The following is a 17845-nucleotide window of genomic DNA, read 5'->3' on the forward strand; positions in this document are numbered from 1 at the left end:
ATGCTGAGATTCGGGGTCAACTACACGCCCTCCCGGGACTGGTTCTACTCCTGGCTGGATCCGGACCGGGCGGTCACCCGGCGCGACATGAAGGCCCTGGCCGGGCTCGGCCTGGACCACGTCCGCGTCATGCCGCTGTGGCCCGTCCTGCAGCCGAACCGGACGCTGATCCGCCGCCGCGCCCTCGACGACGTGCGGCACGTCGTGGAGATCGCCGGCGAGGCCGGTCTCGACGCCAGCGTCGACGTCCTGCAGGGACACCTGTCGGGCTTCGACTTCGTGCCGGCCTGGCTGACGGACTGGCACCGGCGCAGCATGTTCACCGACCCCGACGCGATCGCCGCGCAGGCCCACCTGGTCGAGGCCCTCGACGAGCACCTGCACGACCTGCCCAACTTCCTCGGCCTGACCCTGGGCAACGAGGTCAACCAGTTCACCTCCGCCCTGCACCCGAGCCCGATGCCGGCCACCGCCGAGCAGGTCACGGCCTGGCTCCGGGCACTGCACGGCGAGGGTCCGCGCGACCGGCGCCACTTCCGGCTCAACGCCGAATACGACGCCGTCTGGTACGCCGACGGTCACGCCTTCACCCCCGCGCACTCCGCCCGGCACGGCCAGATGAGCGTGATCCACTCGTGGATCTTCAACGGCACGGCTCAGGGGTACGGGGCGATGTCACACGAGAGCGTCAGCCACGCCGCGTACCTCATCGAACTGTCGCGCGCCTTCGCCCTCGACCCGGCCCGCCCGGTGTGGCTGCAGGAGGTCGGCGCGCCGCTCAACCACCTCACCGAGGACCAGGCGCCGGACTTCTGCGAGGGCACCGTGCGGGCCGCGGCCGACAGCGACGCCCTGTGGGGCGTCACGTGGTGGTGCTCGCACGACGTGGAACGCGGGCTGGCCGACTTCCCCGACCTGGAGTACAGCCTGGGCCTGATCGGCGCCGACGCCACCGTCAAGCCGATCGGCAGGCGCTTCGCCGAACTGGCCGCCGAACTGCGGCACCGGCCGCGTCCGTCCCCACGGCGGGAGGCGGTCGTCGTCCCGGTCGACGCCGAGGACGTCCCCGTGTCCCGGGCGGAGCTCTCTCCCGGTGGCGGGGTGTTCGAGACCTGGATGAGCCGTGCCCGCGCCGGAGCCCGGCCCGCTGTAGTCACCGCCACGGTCGCGGGCGACCCGTCGGCGCTGCGTGCCCGCGGCATCGAACGGCTCGTCCACGCCGAGCCGACGGGTCGCACCTTCTACAGCTCGGTCGCCGATGCCGAGGTGCTCGAGCGGATGGCCGCGCATGCCGAACGTTGAGCCCGGCAGCGGCAGCGGTGGTGGTGAGCCGGGGATCGGCGTCGTGGAGCCGCTGCTCGCCGAGCTTTCCCTGCGGGAGAAGGTCGGTCAGCTCAACCAGCGCCTGTACGGCTGGCAGGCCGTCGAGCGGGCTCCTCGGGGCGGGTTCCGGCTCACCGACCTCGCGCGCGCCGAGCTCGACCGGTGGGGCGGGCTCGGTGCGCTGTACGGGGTCTTCCGCGCCGACGCCTGGTCGGGCCGCTCGTGGGCCGACGGGATCCGGCCGGAGGAACGGGCCGAGGTCGCCGCTCTCGTCCAGGACGAGGTGTCGCGGGCCGGTGGGCACCGCGTCGGGGTGCTGCTGTCCGAGGAGGCCCCGCACGGGCACCAGGCGCTGGGCGGGACGCTGCTGCCCACCAACCTCGCGGTGGCCGCGGGGTGGGATCCGGCGCTGCTGACCGAGGCCGCGGCCGCCGTCGCGGCCGAGCTCGCGGCCAGCGGGGTGCATCTGGCTCTGGTGTCCGCGCTCGACCTGCTGCGCGACCCCCGCTGGGGCCGGGCGGAGGAGTGCTTCGGCGAGGATCCGCTGCTGGCAGCCGAGCTCACCAGAGCGCTGGTGATCGGCATGCAGGGCGGCGATCGCGGCGCGGTGGGCGGCGGCGGAGTCGCGATCGTGCTCAAGCACCTGGCCGCCCAAGGCGAGGCCGTCGGCGGGCGCAACGGCCAGTCCGCCGTCATCGGCCCCCGCGACCTGCGCGAGCTGCACCTCCCTGCTGTCCGGGCCGCTGTGGAGGCCGGGGCGCTGGGGTTCATGGCGGCGTACAACGACATCGACGGGGTGCCGTGCTGCGCCAACCGCGACCTGCTCACCGGCTACCTGCGGGACGAATGCGGCTTCGACGGAATCGTCATGGCCGACGGCCTGGCCGTCGACCGGCTCACCGCGATGACGGGCGACCCGACGGCCGCCGCCGTGGCGGCGCTCGAGGCCGGCGTGGACCTGTCGCTCTGGGACGACTCCTTCGGCCTGCTGGAACAGGCCGCCACCGAGGACCCACGGGTGGCCGACCTGGTCGACGCCGCTTGCCGCCGGGTGCTCACACTCAAACAGCGGGTCGGCCTGCTCGCAATGGCCACCGCGCCCGCGAATGAGGCGCGGGAGCGGGGCACGCTGATCCGCCGCGAAACGCTCGCCCTGGCCGGTCGCACCGCCGACGGCCTGTCACGTCGGCTGGCCCGGCAGTCGCTGGTGCTGCTCCACAACGACGGTGGGCTCCTGCCCCTGGACCGGCGGGCGCTGACCAAGGTGGTCCTCGCCGGTCCGAACGCCTGCGATGTCACCGCCCTGCTGGGCGACTACGTGCCGCCCTTGCCCGAGGGGTCGGCCGCCGGCCTGGACCTCGCCCTGCGGCAGGCGCTACCCGACGCCGAGGTGAGGTGCGTGTCCGGAGCGCCGACGGCGGCCGACCTGAGTGGCGCCGAGGTGAGGTGCGTGTCCGGCGTGCCGACGGCGGCCGATCTAAAAGGCGCCGACGTCGTGATCCTGGCACTCGGCGGGACGAGCCACCGCACGTACGCGGAGGACTTCGCCGCCAACGGGGCGATCGCCGGCCCGGCGACCGTCGCGACCGCCGGTGAAGGCGTCGACCTGGCCGACCTCTCCCTACCCGGCGGCCAGGACGAGCTGGTCGAGGCGGTCCGCGCGCGGTCCCACTGCCCTGTGGTGGCCGTCGTCATCGCCGGCCGGCCGCATGTGCTCACCGAGGTGCTCGCCCACACCGACGCCCTGCTGTGGGCCGGCTACCCCGGCCCGCACGGAGGCCACGCGATCGTCGACGCGCTGCTCGGCGGCCACGAGCCGGTCGGCCGCCTGCCGTTCACCGCGCCACGCCATCCGGGGGCCGTGCCGGTGCGCCACAACGACCGGCACCCGGCAAACGGTGTCTACCAGGACGCGCCGGACCCGGTGCTCTTCCCCTTCGGCGCCGGCCTGCGCTACCGGCCCGTGCTGTTCGACCGCCTGACCGCATCGGCGTACGCGGCCACGGTGCGGGTGAGCGTCGAGGTCGTCAACCCCGCCGACGCCGCTGCCGAGGTCGTCGTGCCGCTGTTCGGGCACCGGTCCGGAGGGGTCGTGCTGCCTCGCGTACGCGAACTGCTGGCGTTCCGCAGGGTCACCGTCCCGCCGGGCGCCCGCACCACCGTCGTCTGGGACCTGCCTGCGGCGCGCTGCTTCGCCGAGGGCGCGGCGGACCGGGCCGTCACCGACCTGTACGTCGAAGACCTCCACGAAACCATCCGGCCGTCAGCGGCCGAGCTCATTCCCAACAGTGAGGAGTTGTGATGGCCCGATCACCTCGCACCGGCAGACGGGTGACGACCCGCGCGGGCACCGCCGCCCTGGCCGCGATGCTCACCGTCGTGCTCGCCGCCGGCGGCGCCGCGGCCAGCGACACGCTGCCCTGGACGGGCGACAGCGCGGCCGGCGCCCACCAGCCCTACCAGCACGGCTACTCCGTCACCGACCTGCTGCGCTGGAACCCCGCCGACGACGCCCACGCCGAGCTGTTACGCGCCAAGGTGCCGCTCCAGAAGCGCAACGCCGCCAACGCCGCCACGCAGCGCACCCCCGCCCTGCCCGCCGACACGCAGCTGCTGACCCTGGCCGGCGACTACGGCAACGCCTTCTTCGAAAGTCACCCTTACACCAACGAGTTCAGCCAGTACCTCTTCAACTACTGGCAGTACGCCGACTTCTACGCCTCCTGGCACGGCATGCCCACCGAGGGGGTGCCGGTGAGCTACTACGACCCGACCAAGGACTGGCGGGAGAAGTGGTTCGAGTTCGGGATGCTCAACCTGCCCAACCCCGGCTACACCAACGCGGCCCACGCGAACGGGGTGCGCTCGCTGGGGTGCGTCTTCTTCTCCGACAACGACCGCGGCGACCAGACCTACGCGGAGCTCCTGGTCCGTGACGCCGACGGCACCTTCCCCGTCGCCGCCAAGCTCGTCCAGCTCGCCAAGTTCTACGGCTTCGACGGCTACTTCATCAACCAGGAGGCGAAGGTCGCGCCGGCCGACATCCCGGCGTACAAGCAGTTCCTGCGGCAACTGCGCGCGGGCGGCATCTACGTGCAGTGGTACGACTCCATCAACAGCTCCACCGGCGCCATTTCGTACCAGAACGAGTTCAACGCGGTGAACGGCCCGTTCGTCCGCGACGCTCAAGGCGACGTGTCCGACTCCATCTTCCTCAACTACTGGTGGAACAGGACCAAGCTCACCAACTCCAAGAGCTACGCCGCCGGCCTCGGCCTGAACGCCCGCAAGAGCGTCTTCGCCGGTGTCGAGGCCGGGCAGTACCAGTTCGACCAGCCCTACAACCTCGACGACAACCTCGACGCGAGCGGCGCTCCGATGAACGCCATCGCCACCCTCGGCGCCGACTTCGTCTCCTCCGACTACGCCGCCAAGACCGACGACGCCGCCCAGCGAGACGTCTTCGACCGGGAACGCCGCTGGTGGACCGGCTCCTCCCAGGGCGCCACCACGCCGGAGGGCACCTGGAAGGGAATCTCGAAGTACATCGCCGAACGCTCCGTCATCAGCGGCACCACGTTCGCCACCTCCTTCAACACCGGCCACGGCCTGTCCACCTGGACCAAGGGCCGGCTGTCCAACCCGAAGGAGTGGGGGAACGTCAACCTCCAGGACCTCCCGGTGACCTGGCAGTGGTGGATCGACTCGGCCGGGACGCCCCTCAAAGCCGACTTCGACTACGGCCCCGCGTACACGCCGGCGAGCCGGTTCTCGTACCAGAAGATCGGCGCCTACAACGGCGGCAGCTCCCTCGTCCTCAGCGGCACCCTCGACAGCGACAACACCGCGCGGCTCTACAAGACGGACCTTCAGCTCACGAAGCGCTCGACCCTTGAGCTGACCTACAACAAGCCCTCGGCCAGCGACGACTCCGAACTCCGGCTCGGCCTCGTCCTTGCCGCCAACCCGGCCAAGGTGATCCAGCTCCCGTTGACCGGCTCGGGCCGGCACACCACGGGGTGGACCACCGGGTCGGTGGACCTGTCGGCGTACGCCGGTCAGCGTGTCGCCGCGCTCGGCCTGGTCGTCGCGGCCGGCGCCCGCCCCATCCCGGGATATCAGGTCAACCTCGGCGCCCTGGCCCTGCGCGACGGCCAGGCCAACACCCCCGCCGCGCCGCAGGACCTGCGCATCACCGAGCTGCTCCCCGAGACCGGCGAACTGTTCCTGTCCTGGAAGCGCTCCGGGTACGACAAGGTACGCCGCTACGACGTCTACCTCGACGACACCTACCTCGGCGGAGTCTACGACGACGTCTACTACGTCAAGCGCTTCACGGCCACGTCGGGAACGATCAAGCTGGTGGCGGTCGGCCCGGACGGTTCGCAGAGCCCGGCGGCTACCACGTCGTTCGACCTGGCCACGGCGCCCGGCGGGGTGAAGACGTCGGCCAAGCCGGACGGCACGCTGACGGCCACCTGGACGTCCCCGGTCCGGGGGAGCGGCGGGCCCATCACCCTGAAGGTCCAGAGCCTCGACACCGCCCACCCGTACACCAAGGAGGTCGAACTCTCCGCGACGAGCACGGGCACGACGCTGACCGGCGTACCCGTCGACGGCGGCGACTACCTCCTCAGCCTGCGGGCGGGAACCGGAACGATCACCGGGGCACGCGGGACGTTCGCCGACACCGAGATCAGCCCCTATCCGGCCGCGGCGGTGGCGATCAACGGGAACACGTTCACCTTCTCCCGGCCGGCCCTTCCGGACTGGCACACGTTGACCATCCTTGAGGACGGCCAGCCGAAGTCGTTCGCGACGACCTACAGCTCGGGCGCCAAGCCGTACATCATCCGCGGCCGCACCACCCGCGCCGCCGAAACGGTGACCATGTCCAGTGCCACCAGCAAGGTGGTCGCCATCCTGGAGGACTACGCCGGCAACAAGGCCACGACCGTCCTGCGAGGCAACTGACCGCGAAAAGCGGGGGCGGGATCGCTCCGCCCCCGCTTTCAGTGCCGGACCGGCAGGATCACGGCCGACGGATGCTGGAGATCGTGGTGGACCTCCTGGTCGGCGGGCCGGAGCGTGGTGGCGGTGGCGTGGGGTTCGCCGGTTCCCGGGTTGCGGGCGTAGCGGGGGAAAGCGCCGCTGGAGACCTGGACGCGGATGCGGTGGCCGCGCTTGAAGCGGTACGCGGTCGGCCACAGCGTCACCTTGGCGAGGCTGATCTCGTCCGCGCCGGTCAGGCTCACCAAACCGTCACAGACGTTGTACGAGCGGCCGCGCGGATCGACATCGCAGAGCCGGACGAACACATCCGCGTACGGCAGGCTGGAGCGGAACCAGATCTCGGCGCTGACCTCGCCGACGACCTCGACGTCCTGGTCGAGCACGGCGGTGGTGTAGGTGCGCACGTCCGGACGACTCTCCAGCGTGGTGTTGTCGGCCCGGCCGGCGCCGCGGACCATGCGCACCCCGCCGACCGCGGGTGTGGGGTCGGCCGGGTCGTAGCGGTAGCGGTCGGGCGGTGACTCGCCGGGCGGCTGGTCGGCCAGGTCGCCGCCGGGCTGGAGGTGGTAGCGCCGCGGCGCATGACCTTCCGGTGGCCAGGAGTCGAAGTCGCGCCAGGCTTCCTGCCCCATCACGTACAGGCGTACCGGCGCGCGCTCCGGTGGCTGCTGCCCGCGAGCGTGGGCGAGCCCGAACGCGATGTTCTCCCGCATCACCGTGCTGCTCATACCGACGTGCGTCCACGGCCCGACCGTCAGTCGCGCGGGGCGCCCCGCCTCCTGCAGGGCCTGGAAGTCGCGGAGCTGGCCGGGCAGGAAGATGTCGTACCAGCCACCGATCGAGTGGACCGGAACGCTGACCCGCGCCACCCGGTCCCGATGGTCGAGCCCGGCCCAGCGCGGCGACTCCGCGTCGTGGGCCAGGACGTCCTGGATGTAGTCGACGCGGTGGCCGGTGGCGGCGACGTCGGCCCCGCCGAGCGGCAGGGCGAACAGCGCCCGGCTCCTCTTGCGACCCTGGGTGAGCTGCCGCAGCAACGCGAAGCGGCGTTCCTGGCCGTCCACCTGGACGCCCCACCCGAACGGCGTCTCCAGGGACAGGCCGTCCGCGCGCAGGAATTCCAGCGTCAGCGCCGACTCGGTGACCTGCGCGACCATGGCCTTGACCGTCGGCGGCAGGCTGTCCGCGACGGCCCACTGGACGTAACCGAGGTAGCTGGCGCCGGCCAGGACGATGGACCCGCCGAACCACGGCTGCTTCCCCACCCACTCCAGCGTCGCCAGGCCGTCCTCGCGCTCCTGCCGCATCGGGTCGAAGACCCCGCCGGAGCCGAACGTGCCCCGGGTGCTCTGGACCACCGCCTGGAACCCGCGTTCGGCCCAGGGCAGCGCCATCGCGGCGCCGAAAAGCGGTCCGCTGCGTCCGTACGGGCTGCGCAGCAACACGGTCGGCAACCCGTCACCCCCGGTGCGCGGCGCCCAGCGGTCGGCCAGCAACTCGACCCCATCGGGCATGGGAACCCGCAGATCGTGGTGGACCGCGATGTCCCGCGTGAGCGGCGGGTCCAGCTTCAGTAAACGCTGCAGGACATGACTGAGGAGTTTCATCGGTAGTGCCCCTTTCTGCGACTTCTGAGGTAGATCGCCCCCCGGTGTAAGCGAACGAGGTAGCAGCGGCTACCGCGGATGGTAGACCGCCTCGTCCAACCGGGGGTTGAAGACTGGCCGCCGATCTCTCCATACATTTTGGGCACCGTTCCCCGCCTCATACGGGGGAGTACCTGAGGAGAGCTTCATGAGGCGATTAACCATCGTCACGGCGGTCACCGCGGTGATCCTGCCCCTGCTGGCCGTCCTTCCCGGGCAAGCGGCCGTCGCCACGACGGCGGCGGACGGCGACCAGCCCGTCGGCCCCGGCCAGTACTTCTCCGACAGCAAGACCTTCGAGCTCAACGAGATCGACGCCTCGGCGGGTGCGATCGGCCGCAAGCACGGCGTGGCCGCCGTCGACGGCAGCCTGGCCCAGCCGAAGGCGGTGCCGGCCTCCCGCGCCGACCTGTCGGTGTTCGGGCCGGGCTGGCAGGCCGAATTCCTCGGCGGGACGACCGGCCGGAAACTCGAGATCCTCAGCAACGCCGTCCAGGTCACCGAGCTCGACTCGGGGGAGAAGGTCCAGTACGCGTTCAAGAGCAGCGCCTCCTTCCCCGACGGCGGCGAGGTGCGGCGCTATGAGGCCGAGAACGGCTCCAAGCTCACCGAGACCACCCGGTGGGACACGACGGCCGGCGCGATGAGCACCACCATCAGCGAGACGATGGCCACCAACCTCGGCACGACGGAAGCGGGCGACGACGGGTTCACCGACGACACTGGCAACCCGATCAGCTCGGCCAACCTCAACCAGGTCTACACCTGGCAGCAGACGGGCGTCTCCCAGGGCGACACCTGGAGGGTGACGCGCGTCGGCACGAACGCCTTCGGCACCTCGACCGTGCGGTACGACACGCAGGGCCGGGTCGCCACCGTCACCGAGCCCGCCGCCGGCGAGGAGCCCGAGAGCACGCTGGCCTTCACCTACGCGACGTCCACCACGGCCACGGGCACGGCCTTGGGCGACTACGCGGGCCGGCTCAAGCAGATCACCCAGACGGCCGGCTCGGGAACGCCGGAGACCGTGGCCGCGTACGGATACGACACCGCCGGCCTGCTGCGCAGCATGGCCGACCCGCGCGAGACCAGCATCCCGCCGGCGACCTATGGCTACGACGCGACCGGGCGGCTGACCACGGTCGACTCGCGCCTGTCGGGCGCCTGGGCGCTGGCCTACAGCGGCGACTCGGCGCTGCCCGCCGCGACCGCCACCTCCACCACCAGATGGCCGGACGCCTCCGCCACCGAGCCACCGGCGCTCGACCCGGCCGCTCCCGGCAGCGTCCCCAGTGGCGGCGTCGCGGGCCCGATGTCGTACCCGGCCTCCTGCTGGGCGGCCGTGCACTGGCTGTACCACAGCCGCAACTGCGCGGCCTGGGCAGCGCACTACGGCTGGCACGCGCCGTACTGGAGGCAGCTGCCCACCAAGCGCTGGGTGGTCGGCATCCTCCATGACCACTGCACCAATTCACCGGATGCTCCGTCGGGATTCAACTTCCGCGCCGCCTGCGACATGCACGACTACGGCTACGGACTGATCGGGAACAACCTGAAGCGGTGGTACTACCCGTACTACCTCGACTGGAGCCGTAAGAACGACGTGGACGTCCTCTTCTACACCACCCTGCGCGACTGGACGTGCACCGCGTACAACAAGTGGGTGCGGCCGCTCTGCAAGAGCATCGCGTGGACCTACCTACAGGCCGTGCGCAAGAAGGGCAACCCCAGGAACGGCGCGAACGCGACCAAGGACTAGTGACCCGGGCCCGCGGACGCCGCTTGTGGTGGCGTCCGCGGGTGCCGTGATGCAGGCGTGGATGTTGTGCAACTCCTTCGTGGCCCTGAGCGGAGACCGTGATGAACCGACGTCTTATTCGCCGCATCATCGCTGTGGCGGCGATCCTGTTCTCCTCGATGGCGGTCAGCGCCGACGTCTCCGCCTCGGCGCAGAGCCCGTGGGTGGAGCCCGGGCTGGCGCAGAAACTGGCGGGCGGCGCCCGTACCAGGGTGAACGTGGTGACGAAGGCCCGCGCGGACCTGCCGGCCGCGGCGAGCGCCGGGCAGGTGCTCCAGACGTTGTCCGTCTTACCCGTGGTCACGCTGCGCGCGGACCAGGCGGCATTGGAGCGGCTGGCCGCCCAGCCCGGCGTGGTCAGCGTGTCGGAGGACCGGCCGGTGCCGCCGGCGCTCGGTCCGAGCACCGCGCTCATCGGCGCCGACCGTACGCGTGCGGCAGGTCTGACGGGCGAGGGCAGTGTGGTGGCGGTGCTGGACACGGGCGTGGCGGTCAACCATCCCTTCCTGGGCGGCCGGGTCGTGGCCGAGGCGTGCTTCTCGCCCATCGATCCCGACTACTCGGCCACCAGCCTGTGCCCGGACGGTACGGCCCAGCAGGACGGGCCCGGCTCGGCGGACTCGGAAAGCGGCCCGTGCGCGGCCGTCGACCTGGACTGCGACCACGGAACACACGTGGCCGGCATCGTCGCGGGTGACGGCGAGGGACTGGACGGCGACGACGGCAGCGGCGTCGCGCCGGGGGCTGACATCGCCGCCATCCAGGTCTTCAGCAAGTTCGACACCGAGGACTTCTGCGGGGTGGGCGGGACGCCGTGCGTGCTCAGCTTCACCAGCGCCCAGCTGGCCGGGCTGGAGAACGTCCTGGAGCTGAAAGGCGAGCTCCCCATCGTCGCGGCCAACCTGAGCCTGGGCGGCGGCAGATACACCGCGGCCTGCGACACCGACCCGCGCAAGCCCGCCATCGACAACCTCCTGGCCGCCGGGGTGGCCACGGTGATCGCCGCGGGCAACAACGGCTACCCGGACGCGATCAGCGCCCCGGCCTGCGTCTCCTCGGCCGTTGCCGTGGGCAGCAGCACCAATGAGGACGCGGTCTCCTCCTTCAGCAACCGCGGCCCGCTCCTGGACCTCTTCGCTCCGGGATCCGACATCATCTCCTCGGTGCCCGGTGACGAATGGCGCTCCATGAGCGGGACGTCCATGGCCGCCCCGCACGTCGCCGGCGCGCTGGCGGTGTTACGCCAGGCCTTCCCCAACGCGGGTGTGGCCGAGCTGGTCTCGATGCTCAAGGAGAACGGCAGGAGCATCAGCTACCCCATCGCGACGACTCCACGGATCCAGCTCGACGACGCCGCCCTGGACGCGAACCCGAGACCGGGGCCCGACCAGTACTTCCACTCGCGCGGCCGGATCCTCGACAACGTCCAGATCAGCGCGAACTCCACCATGGCGGTGCAGGTCACCGGGGTCGCCGGGCTGCCCGCGGAGGGGATCCGCGCGGTCGCGCTCAACATCGCCGCCAAGGGCGACTGGTTCAACTCGGGCTCCGTGGCGGTGTACGCCTCCGACCAGCAGGAGCCGGAGGGCAACACCCTCTTCTACGACCCCAACCGCTGGGCCTCCACCATGGTCATCGCGAAGGTCGGCACGGACGGGAAGATCAAGCTGGTGAACCGGAGCGCCGCCCCGGCCCGCGTGACGCTGGACGTCCACGGCCACACCCGCGCCCAGGCCGCCACCACCGTGGGCGGTACCTACCTGCCGATCTCCCCGGTACGGGTCGCGGACCGGACCGTCATCCCGGCATGGGGAAACGTTCAGCTGACGACCTCCGCCATGACCGGCCTCCCCACCTCCGGCGTGGACACGGTCGCGCTCACGGTGATGGTGAAGAGCTCCGCCACCGGGACGATCCGCGCCTACGCCGCCGGTGACGTCTATCCCGTCGACGCCAACATCGACTACCCGGCCAACGTCGCGGCGCAGTTCTTCACCATCGTCAAGCCCGGCTCCGACGGAAAGATCAACCTCCACAACCTCGGCGCCAACACCGTGGAGATCTCCGTCGACGTGAGCGGCTATTACACCGCCGCCCAGCGGGGATCGACCGTCAAGGCGATCCGTCCGGCGTCGGTGGCCAAAGCCGTCACCATCACCGCGGGCGGCACCCGCGTGCTGACCTTCGCCGGCGTGCCGGACATCCCCGCATCCGGCGTCTCCGCCGTGGGCCTGACCATCGCCGCCAAGGCGACCACGGCCGGGGTCGTGTCGGTGGTTCCGCCAAGCGGGCCGAGCACCGCCCGGGTGGTGGCGTACGCGGCGGGCAAGGACACGACCGGCTTCACGACGGCGGCGCTGCGGAAGGACGGAACGGTCGTGCTGAAGAACGAGGGCACCTCGCAGGTAACCGTCTCCGTGGACGCCTATGCGTACTTCCCCGCCCGATGACTGTCAGGGGCTTGGCCCTGAACGATGCGGGAGGCGCGGCCGTACCACCAGGTGAGGGCGGCCGCGGCTGCGGCGAGCACAGCCGCCAGTGGCGGGAGCAGTGTGGCGCCGGCGGCGTCGAGGGCGAGCCCGCCGACCGCGCCGGACAACGAGACCGCCAGGTACACCGCGGACTGGTTCAGCGAGGCGACCATCGGCTGCGTGCCCGCCGGGGCGTAGCTCATGATCAGGTGCTGCTGCGGCGTCGTGACGGTGAAGGAGAACACGCCGCAGGCGGCGACCGCCGGCAGCGCCGTCGCGTACGAGCCGCGCAGCGCCGGCACCAAGAGGAAGACGACGGCGAGGAGCAGCGTGCCGGCGATCACGACGCGGCGGGGCCCGCGACGGTCGGTGAAGTGCCCGGCCGCCAGGTTCCCCACCGTGCCGGCCACTCCGAACACCAGCAGCAACACCGCCACCCGGCCGCCCTGACCGCCGGTGGCCGGCTCGTACACGGCACTGAGGTAGGTGTAGGGGACGTAGATCCCGGTGAACGCCACGACCGTGGTGGTGAGCACGCCGAGCACCCGCCGGTCGGCGAGCGGGGCGAGCCGCTGCCGCCACCCGCCGGCCGGGCCGTGGCCGACATCGGGCAGGCGGCCGGCGATGACCGGGACCACGACCACGGCCAACGCCGTGACCAGCCACATCGTGGCCCGCCAGCCGAGCGCCGCGCCCACCGCGGTGCCCAGCGGGGCGCCGAGCGCCAGCGACGACGTGAGTCCGAGCATGACGATCGCGATGGCCCGGCCGCGGCGCTCGTCCCCGGCGAGCGCCGCCGCGGTCGCGCTGGCGGTCGCCGCGTAGAGCGACGCGCCGCCCGCGGCGACCACCCGGGCCACCAGCACCAGGCCGTACGAGGGTGCCAGCGCGGTGATCACGTTGCCCACGGCGAACAGCGCCAGCCCGGCGGGCAGCACGACCCGCCGCGACCAGCCCGTGGTCAGCGTGGCCAGCACCGGGGCCAGCACGGCGTAGGCGATGGAGAAGACCGTGACGAGCTGCCCTGCCGCAGCGACGCTGACGTGCAGCGACCGGGCGATCTCGGGGAGGATGCCGGCGATGACGAAGGCGTCCGTGCCCACGGCGAAGGTCCCGAACGCCAGGATCGCCGCGTGCACCTGCCATCGTCCGGTGGGCTCTCTCGTCACGATCGCCCCGCCTTCTCGGTGGTTCCGTGAATCTGCCTGCCGATCGGGCAAGCGGGAGCCGCAATGACAATCATGAAATCTCCATGACAAAGGGATTCGAGGCAGGGGAATGCGGCCCAGATGCGAGCTGGTCGCCGGCGGGACCGCACGGCTCAGTCAACCCGGCCCGGCGGTGAACCTGAAGGACCGATCGGATCACCATTGATACCCTCGCGGATATGAATGATCTGGAGGTGCGGCAGCTCCGGTACTTCGTGGCGGTCGCGGAGGAGTTGCACTTCGGGCGGGCGGCCGAGCGGCTGGGCATGGCGCAGCCCCCGCTGTCCCGGGCGATCCGGACGCTGGAGCGCCGAGTGGGCGTGCGGCTGCTCGAACGCACCACTCGTCACGTCGCACTCACCACGGCGGGAGAGGTCTTCCTGCGGGACGCGCGGACCGCCCTCGACGCGGTCACCGCGGCCGGCCGGCGCGCCCGGCACGCGGGCCAGGCCGAGCCGCGGTTGCGACTCGCGCTCAAGGCCGACCATGACGCCGGGCTGCTGCCGCGGATCCTCTCCGCCTACCGCGGTGCGGAAGCGGCGCTCGGGGTGGAACTGGTGCTGGGCGGGCGAGGAGAGCAGACCTCGGCCCTGCGCGACGGCCGGGCCGACGTCGCGCTGGTCACCGGGCCCTTCGACGGTCGCGGCCTGGACCACCAGCCGCTGCTGACCGAGCCGCGCCTGGTCGCCCTGGCGGCGGCCGATCCGCTGGCTGCCCGATCACACCTGCGCCTGGCCGACCTCACCGGCCGCAGGCTCCCCAGCGGAGCCCCCGCCGACCAGGGCGGCTTCCCGCCTCCGCACACAGCCATCGCCAAGTGCGACGATGATCGGCCGCACGCCGCCTTGGCCCAGGGCGATGGTGAGCGGCCATACGCCGCCACGGCACTGAGCGACAGTGACCGGCCGTATGTCGCCATCGCCAAGTGCGTCAGTGAGCCGCCGTACGCCGTCCTCACCCAGAGCGATGGTGAGCGCCCGCAGACGACGCAGCGCGGTCTCGTGACCGCGTCCGGGCAGAGCGCCACGGACATGACGCAGATCTTGAAGCTGGTCGAGCTGGGGAGCTTCGTCTGCTTCCTCCCCGCCTCGATCGCCCGCATCTACCCACGGCCCGAGATCGCCTACCGCACCGTCGACGACCTCGAGCCGATCACGCTGGCCGTCGCCTGGCCGCAGGACGCGCGCTCGGCGGCCGTCGCCGCCTTCGTCCGCACGGCCACGGCGGTCGCGGAGGCCGCTCGCACGGCCACGGCGGTAGCGGAGGCCGCTCGCACGGAGACGGGAGTCCCGGAGCGGGTGGCCACCTGATCACAGCCGCTGTTCGGCGTGGACGAACACCGTCGAGAGGCGCAGCAGGCGGTCCGCCAGTTCCTCCGGGTCGAGGGGGTCGGCGGCGTCGATCAGCCAGTCGTTGACGATCGCGCCGGTCCCGCCCGTGATCAGCGTCGCGAAGTCCCGCACCGTGGCGTCGTCGAGGTCGCCGAGCAGCTCCCGCACGCCCGCTGTGGTGATGAGCGAGCCGAACAGCCGGTTCAGGGCGCGGGTCATGAGGAAGGCGCACGATCCGGTGAGCATCGCGCGGTAGAAGGATCGGTGCCGGGCGAAGTGCCGGGCCATCGCCAGCATGCGCGCGCGCCGCGGTGCGCCGCCGTCCCCGACCTCGGGCATGAGCTCCCGTTCGACCAGGTCCGCCGCGGCCGCCACGAGGAGCGCGTCACGGTCGCCGAACTGCAGGTAGACCAGCTGCCGGCTGACGTTCGCGGCGTCGGCCAGGTCCGTGATGGGCAGGGCGGTGGTGCCACGCTCGGAGACCAGGTGTACAGCGGCGGCCATGAGGGCGGCGCGGGAGCGCAGCACCCGGCGGTCTTGTCGATCCTGCATGCCCTCGACACTAGACATGTGTTAAAAAAATAGACAACTGTTAAATCAGTCGCTTTACCTGTCGAAGGCAAGGAGTCGCCCATGTCCGCACTCGAGCCCGAAGTCCGTACCACCGCCGGTGTGGTGCGCGGCCGTACGGAGGACGGCCTGGTCGTCTTCCGCGGCATACCGTTCGCCGAACCCCCGATCGGGGAGGCCCGCTTCCAGGCGCCGCGGCCCGTGCGCGGCTGGGACGGCGTACGGGAGGCGGACGCCTTCGGTCCACCGGCCCCGCAGGACGTGAACATGGCGGGCCGCGGCGGCGGCGAGTTCCTCATGGACACGGGCGACGACTGGCTGACGGTCAACGTCTGGACGCCCGACCCCGATCCGGCCGCCCGCCGCCCGGTGCTGGTGTGGATCCACGGCGGCGCCTACAAGCTCGGCTTCTCCGGCAGCCCCGGCTACGACGCCCAGCACATCGCCCGCGACGGCGACGTGGTGTTCGTGTCGCTGAACTACCGCCTCGGCATCGAGGGCTTCGCCCGCATCGACGGCGCGCCCGCCAACCGGGGCCTGCTCGACCAGGTTGCCGCCCTGGAGTGGGTGCGGGAGAACATCACGGCGTTCGGCGGCGATCCCGGCCAGGTGACCGTGGCCGGTGACTCGGCCGGTGCCGGGTCCATCGTCGCGCTGATGGCCATGCCGAGCGCGGCGGGGCTGTTCCGGCGGGCCGTCGCGCAGAGCGTACCGGGCACGTTCTTCTCCGACGCCCTGGCCCGGGACGTCGCGACGGCCATCGCCGCCGAGGCGGGCCTGCGCCCGACGGCCGGAGAGCTGGCCGGTGTGGATCCACGGCAACTGCCGAAGCTCGGGCAGACGCTGGAGCCGAAGATGCGGCAGTACGAGGACCGCTGGGGCACATTCGCGCACACACTCTCGCTCTTCTCCCCGGTCGTCGACGGCGAGGTGCTCCCCGCCGCGCCCTGGCAGGCGCTGGCCGGTGGCGCGGGACGGGACGTGGAGCTGATCATCGGTCACACCCGCGACGAGTGCCGCACGTTCCTCTTGTTCGCCGGACAGCTCGGCAACATCACCGAGGAGCAGGCGACGGAGGCGCTGCGCCTGTTCGGCCCCGGCGAGGACGGCGAACGGGCCTACCGCGCGGCGTTCCCGGACGCCTCCGCCGAGGAACTGTACGAACTCGTCCAGAACGACTGGCTGTTCCGCATGCCGACGCTGCACCTGGCCGAGGCGCACACCGCCGGGGGCGGGCAGGCGTACCTGTACGAGCTGACCTGGCAGTCCCCGGGCAGCGGCGGAGTGATGCGCGCCTGCCACGGCCTGGACGGCCCGCTGCTGTTCGGCACCTACGACGCCCACCTGGGCCCGGTGGCCATCGGCCCCGAGGGCACCGCCGAGGCCCGCGACCTGACGACCCAGATCCGCACAGCCTGGACCTCCTTCGTCACCTCGGGCACCCCCGGCTGGCCCGCGTACGACTCCCGGCAGCGCCAGACCCGGATCTTCGACACGCCCGGGGCGGTCACCGCGTACCCCGAGGAGACCTCACGCCGCCTGTGGCAGGAGCACGTCTTCGAGGCCCTTCCGCTACTGACCCCCTGACGGCTCTGACGAGATGCCGAGGGCGGACAGGAACGCCGCGGCGGCAGGGGAGGGAGGGAAGCGGCTCCAGATGAGGTGCTCCATGCGGGCGGGGGCGTCGCGTATCTGGAGGACGGGCAGGTCGGGGAGCTCGGACACGAAGGCGGCGGGCAGCAGCCCGATGCCCAGGCCCTGCCGGATCAGGCGAGCCATGAAGTCCACGGTCGTCACCTCGAAGGCGACCTCGCGCCGGACCGCGGCTGCCGCGAACGCCTCGTCCGACTGGGCCCGTGCGGCGCTGCCCGGCGGGAAGTCGACGAACGGTTCGTCCGACAGCTGGTGCAGGTCCACGCGGTCCTCGTCCACCAGCGGGTGACCAGGCGCGACCACGGCGACGAGGTCGCCGCGGGCCAGTTCGCGGCCGCGGACGCCCTTGGGTCGTACGCCCACGGGCAGCCCCAGGAAGGCGATGTCCAGGGTGCCCTGCCGGACCCGTTCGATCAGCTCTTCGCTGGCGCCGGAGCGGAGGCTGATGCGTACCTGCCGATGCCGCAGATGGAAGTGCTTCAGCGTGGTCGGGAGATCGATCGCCGCGACGGTGGGGATGGCGCCGATGGCGAGCCGGCCGCGGATCTCGCCGGCGACGGCGGCCACCTCGGCGCGGGCGCGTTCGGCGGCGTCGAGGGCCTGGCGGGCGGCGGGCAGGAACGCCTCGCCCGCGGGGGTCAGCCGGACGCGGCGGCTGGTGCGGTCGAACAGCTTGGCGCCCAGCTCACGTTCCAGGCGGGCGATCTGGTGGCTCAGCGCGGACTGGACGACCAGGCACTGCTCGGCGGCACGGGTGAAGTTGCTCGTCTCCGCGACCGCGACGACGTAGCGCATCTGCTGAAGCTCCATGGATCAATCGTGATGCACGATC

11 protein-coding genes are annotated in these 17845 nt (G+C 71.8%); 7 read left to right on the top strand and 4 right to left on the bottom strand.

Annotation, left to right across the window (positions count from 1 at the left end):
* The 3 genes from KME78_RS51195 to KME78_RS51205 are packed head-to-tail and all read left to right on the top strand — an operon-like array spanning window position 1 to window position 6297.
* The gene (locus KME78_RS51195) at window positions 1-1302 is read left to right on the top strand and encodes a glycoside hydrolase 5 family protein (RefSeq protein WP_219537293.1); all 1302 of its coding nucleotides are present in this window, start codon (window positions 1-3) and stop codon (window positions 1300-1302) included.
* Complete coding sequence (locus KME78_RS51200; RefSeq protein WP_219537294.1) at window positions 1289-3625, top strand: glycoside hydrolase family 3 N-terminal domain-containing protein; 2337 nt, start codon at window positions 1289-1291, stop codon at window positions 3623-3625. The genes KME78_RS51195 and KME78_RS51200 overlap by 14 nt, the downstream gene beginning before the upstream one ends.
* Window positions 3625-6297 carry an endo-beta-N-acetylglucosaminidase gene (locus KME78_RS51205; RefSeq protein ID WP_219537295.1) on the top strand — a complete coding sequence of 891 codons (2673 nt, stop codon included), beginning with the start codon at window positions 3625-3627 and terminating at the stop codon, window positions 6295-6297. Before KME78_RS51200 ends, KME78_RS51205 begins: the two co-directional genes overlap by 1 nt.
* A 38-nt stretch (window positions 6298-6335) precedes the next feature.
* Here KME78_RS51205 and KME78_RS51210 read toward each other — a convergent pair whose 3' ends face one another.
* Window positions 6336-7943, bottom strand: a complete 1608-nt coding sequence (locus KME78_RS51210; RefSeq protein ID WP_219537296.1) for a CocE/NonD family hydrolase — start codon at window positions 7941-7943, stop codon at window positions 6336-6338.
* A 187-nt stretch (window positions 7944-8130) separates the two neighbouring features.
* On the opposite strand from KME78_RS51210, the gene KME78_RS51215 reads away from it, so the two are divergent.
* Entirely contained in the window at window positions 8131-9741 is a 1611-nt protein-coding gene (locus KME78_RS51215; protein ID WP_219537297.1) for a phospholipase A2, read from the top strand.
* Between the two features lie 101 nt (window positions 9742-9842).
* A complete protein-coding gene (locus KME78_RS51220) occupies window positions 9843-12230 on the top strand; it encodes a S8 family peptidase (protein ID WP_219537298.1) in 2388 nt (795 codons plus the stop codon).
* Here KME78_RS51220 and KME78_RS51225 read toward each other — a convergent pair.
* Window positions 12206-13420 (bottom strand): MFS transporter, encoded by a 1215-nt coding sequence (locus KME78_RS51225; RefSeq protein ID WP_219537299.1) that lies wholly within the window; start codon window positions 13418-13420, stop codon window positions 12206-12208. The two genes, KME78_RS51220 and KME78_RS51225, sit on opposite strands and share 25 nt — an antisense overlap.
* Before the next feature lie 218 nt (window positions 13421-13638).
* On the opposite strand from KME78_RS51225, the gene KME78_RS51230 reads away from it, so the two are divergent.
* Window positions 13639-14769, top strand: coding sequence for a LysR family transcriptional regulator (locus tag KME78_RS51230; RefSeq protein ID WP_219537300.1), 1131 nt, complete (start codon window positions 13639-13641; stop codon window positions 14767-14769).
* Here KME78_RS51230 and KME78_RS51235 read toward each other — a convergent pair whose 3' ends face one another.
* Window positions 14770-15342, bottom strand: coding sequence for a TetR/AcrR family transcriptional regulator (locus KME78_RS51235; RefSeq protein WP_219537301.1), 573 nt, complete (start codon window positions 15340-15342; stop codon window positions 14770-14772).
* Between the two features lie 81 nt (window positions 15343-15423).
* Here KME78_RS51235 and KME78_RS51240 point away from each other — a divergent pair, with 81 nt between their 5' ends.
* Window positions 15424-16947: a carboxylesterase/lipase family protein gene (locus KME78_RS51240; protein WP_219537302.1), complete on the top strand. Its 1524-nt coding sequence runs from the start codon at window positions 15424-15426 to the stop codon at window positions 16945-16947.
* On the opposite strand, the gene KME78_RS51245 is transcribed toward KME78_RS51240, so the two are convergent.
* Window positions 16933-17823: a LysR family transcriptional regulator gene (locus KME78_RS51245; RefSeq protein WP_219537303.1), complete on the bottom strand. Its 891-nt coding sequence runs from the start codon at window positions 17821-17823 to the stop codon at window positions 16933-16935. The two genes, KME78_RS51240 and KME78_RS51245, sit on opposite strands and share 15 nt — an antisense overlap.
* Window positions 17824-17845: the final 22 nt, after the last annotated feature.

Origin of the sequence: Nonomuraea guangzhouensis, from assembly GCF_019396345.1 — a bacterium.
Classification (GTDB): domain Bacteria; phylum Actinomycetota; class Actinomycetes; order Streptosporangiales; family Streptosporangiaceae; genus Nonomuraea; species Nonomuraea guangzhouensis.

Excerpts from the sequence above, each read along its gene's own strand:
- KME78_RS51195 (WP_219537293.1), top strand. The coding sequence starts at position 1 with ATGCTGAGATTCGGGGTCAACTACACGCCCTCCCGGGACTGGTTCTAC.
- KME78_RS51200 (WP_219537294.1), top strand. The coding sequence starts at position 1,289 with ATGCCGAACGTTGAGCCCGGCAGCGGCAGCGGTGGTGGTGAGCCGGGG.
- KME78_RS51205 (WP_219537295.1), top strand. The coding sequence starts at position 3,625 with ATGGCCCGATCACCTCGCACCGGCAGACGGGTGACGACCCGCGCGGGC.
- KME78_RS51210 (WP_219537296.1), bottom strand. The coding sequence starts at position 7,943 with ATGAAACTCCTCAGTCATGTCCTGCAGCGTTTACTGAAGCTGGACCCG.
- KME78_RS51215 (WP_219537297.1), top strand. The coding sequence starts at position 8,131 with ATGAGGCGATTAACCATCGTCACGGCGGTCACCGCGGTGATCCTGCCC.
- KME78_RS51220 (WP_219537298.1), top strand. The coding sequence starts at position 9,843 with ATGAACCGACGTCTTATTCGCCGCATCATCGCTGTGGCGGCGATCCTG.
- KME78_RS51230 (WP_219537300.1), top strand. The coding sequence starts at position 13,639 with ATGAATGATCTGGAGGTGCGGCAGCTCCGGTACTTCGTGGCGGTCGCG.
- KME78_RS51235 (WP_219537301.1), bottom strand. The coding sequence starts at position 15,342 with ATGCAGGATCGACAAGACCGCCGGGTGCTGCGCTCCCGCGCCGCCCTC.
- KME78_RS51240 (WP_219537302.1), top strand. The coding sequence starts at position 15,424 with ATGTCCGCACTCGAGCCCGAAGTCCGTACCACCGCCGGTGTGGTGCGC.
- KME78_RS51245 (WP_219537303.1), bottom strand. The coding sequence starts at position 17,823 with ATGGAGCTTCAGCAGATGCGCTACGTCGTCGCGGTCGCGGAGACGAGC.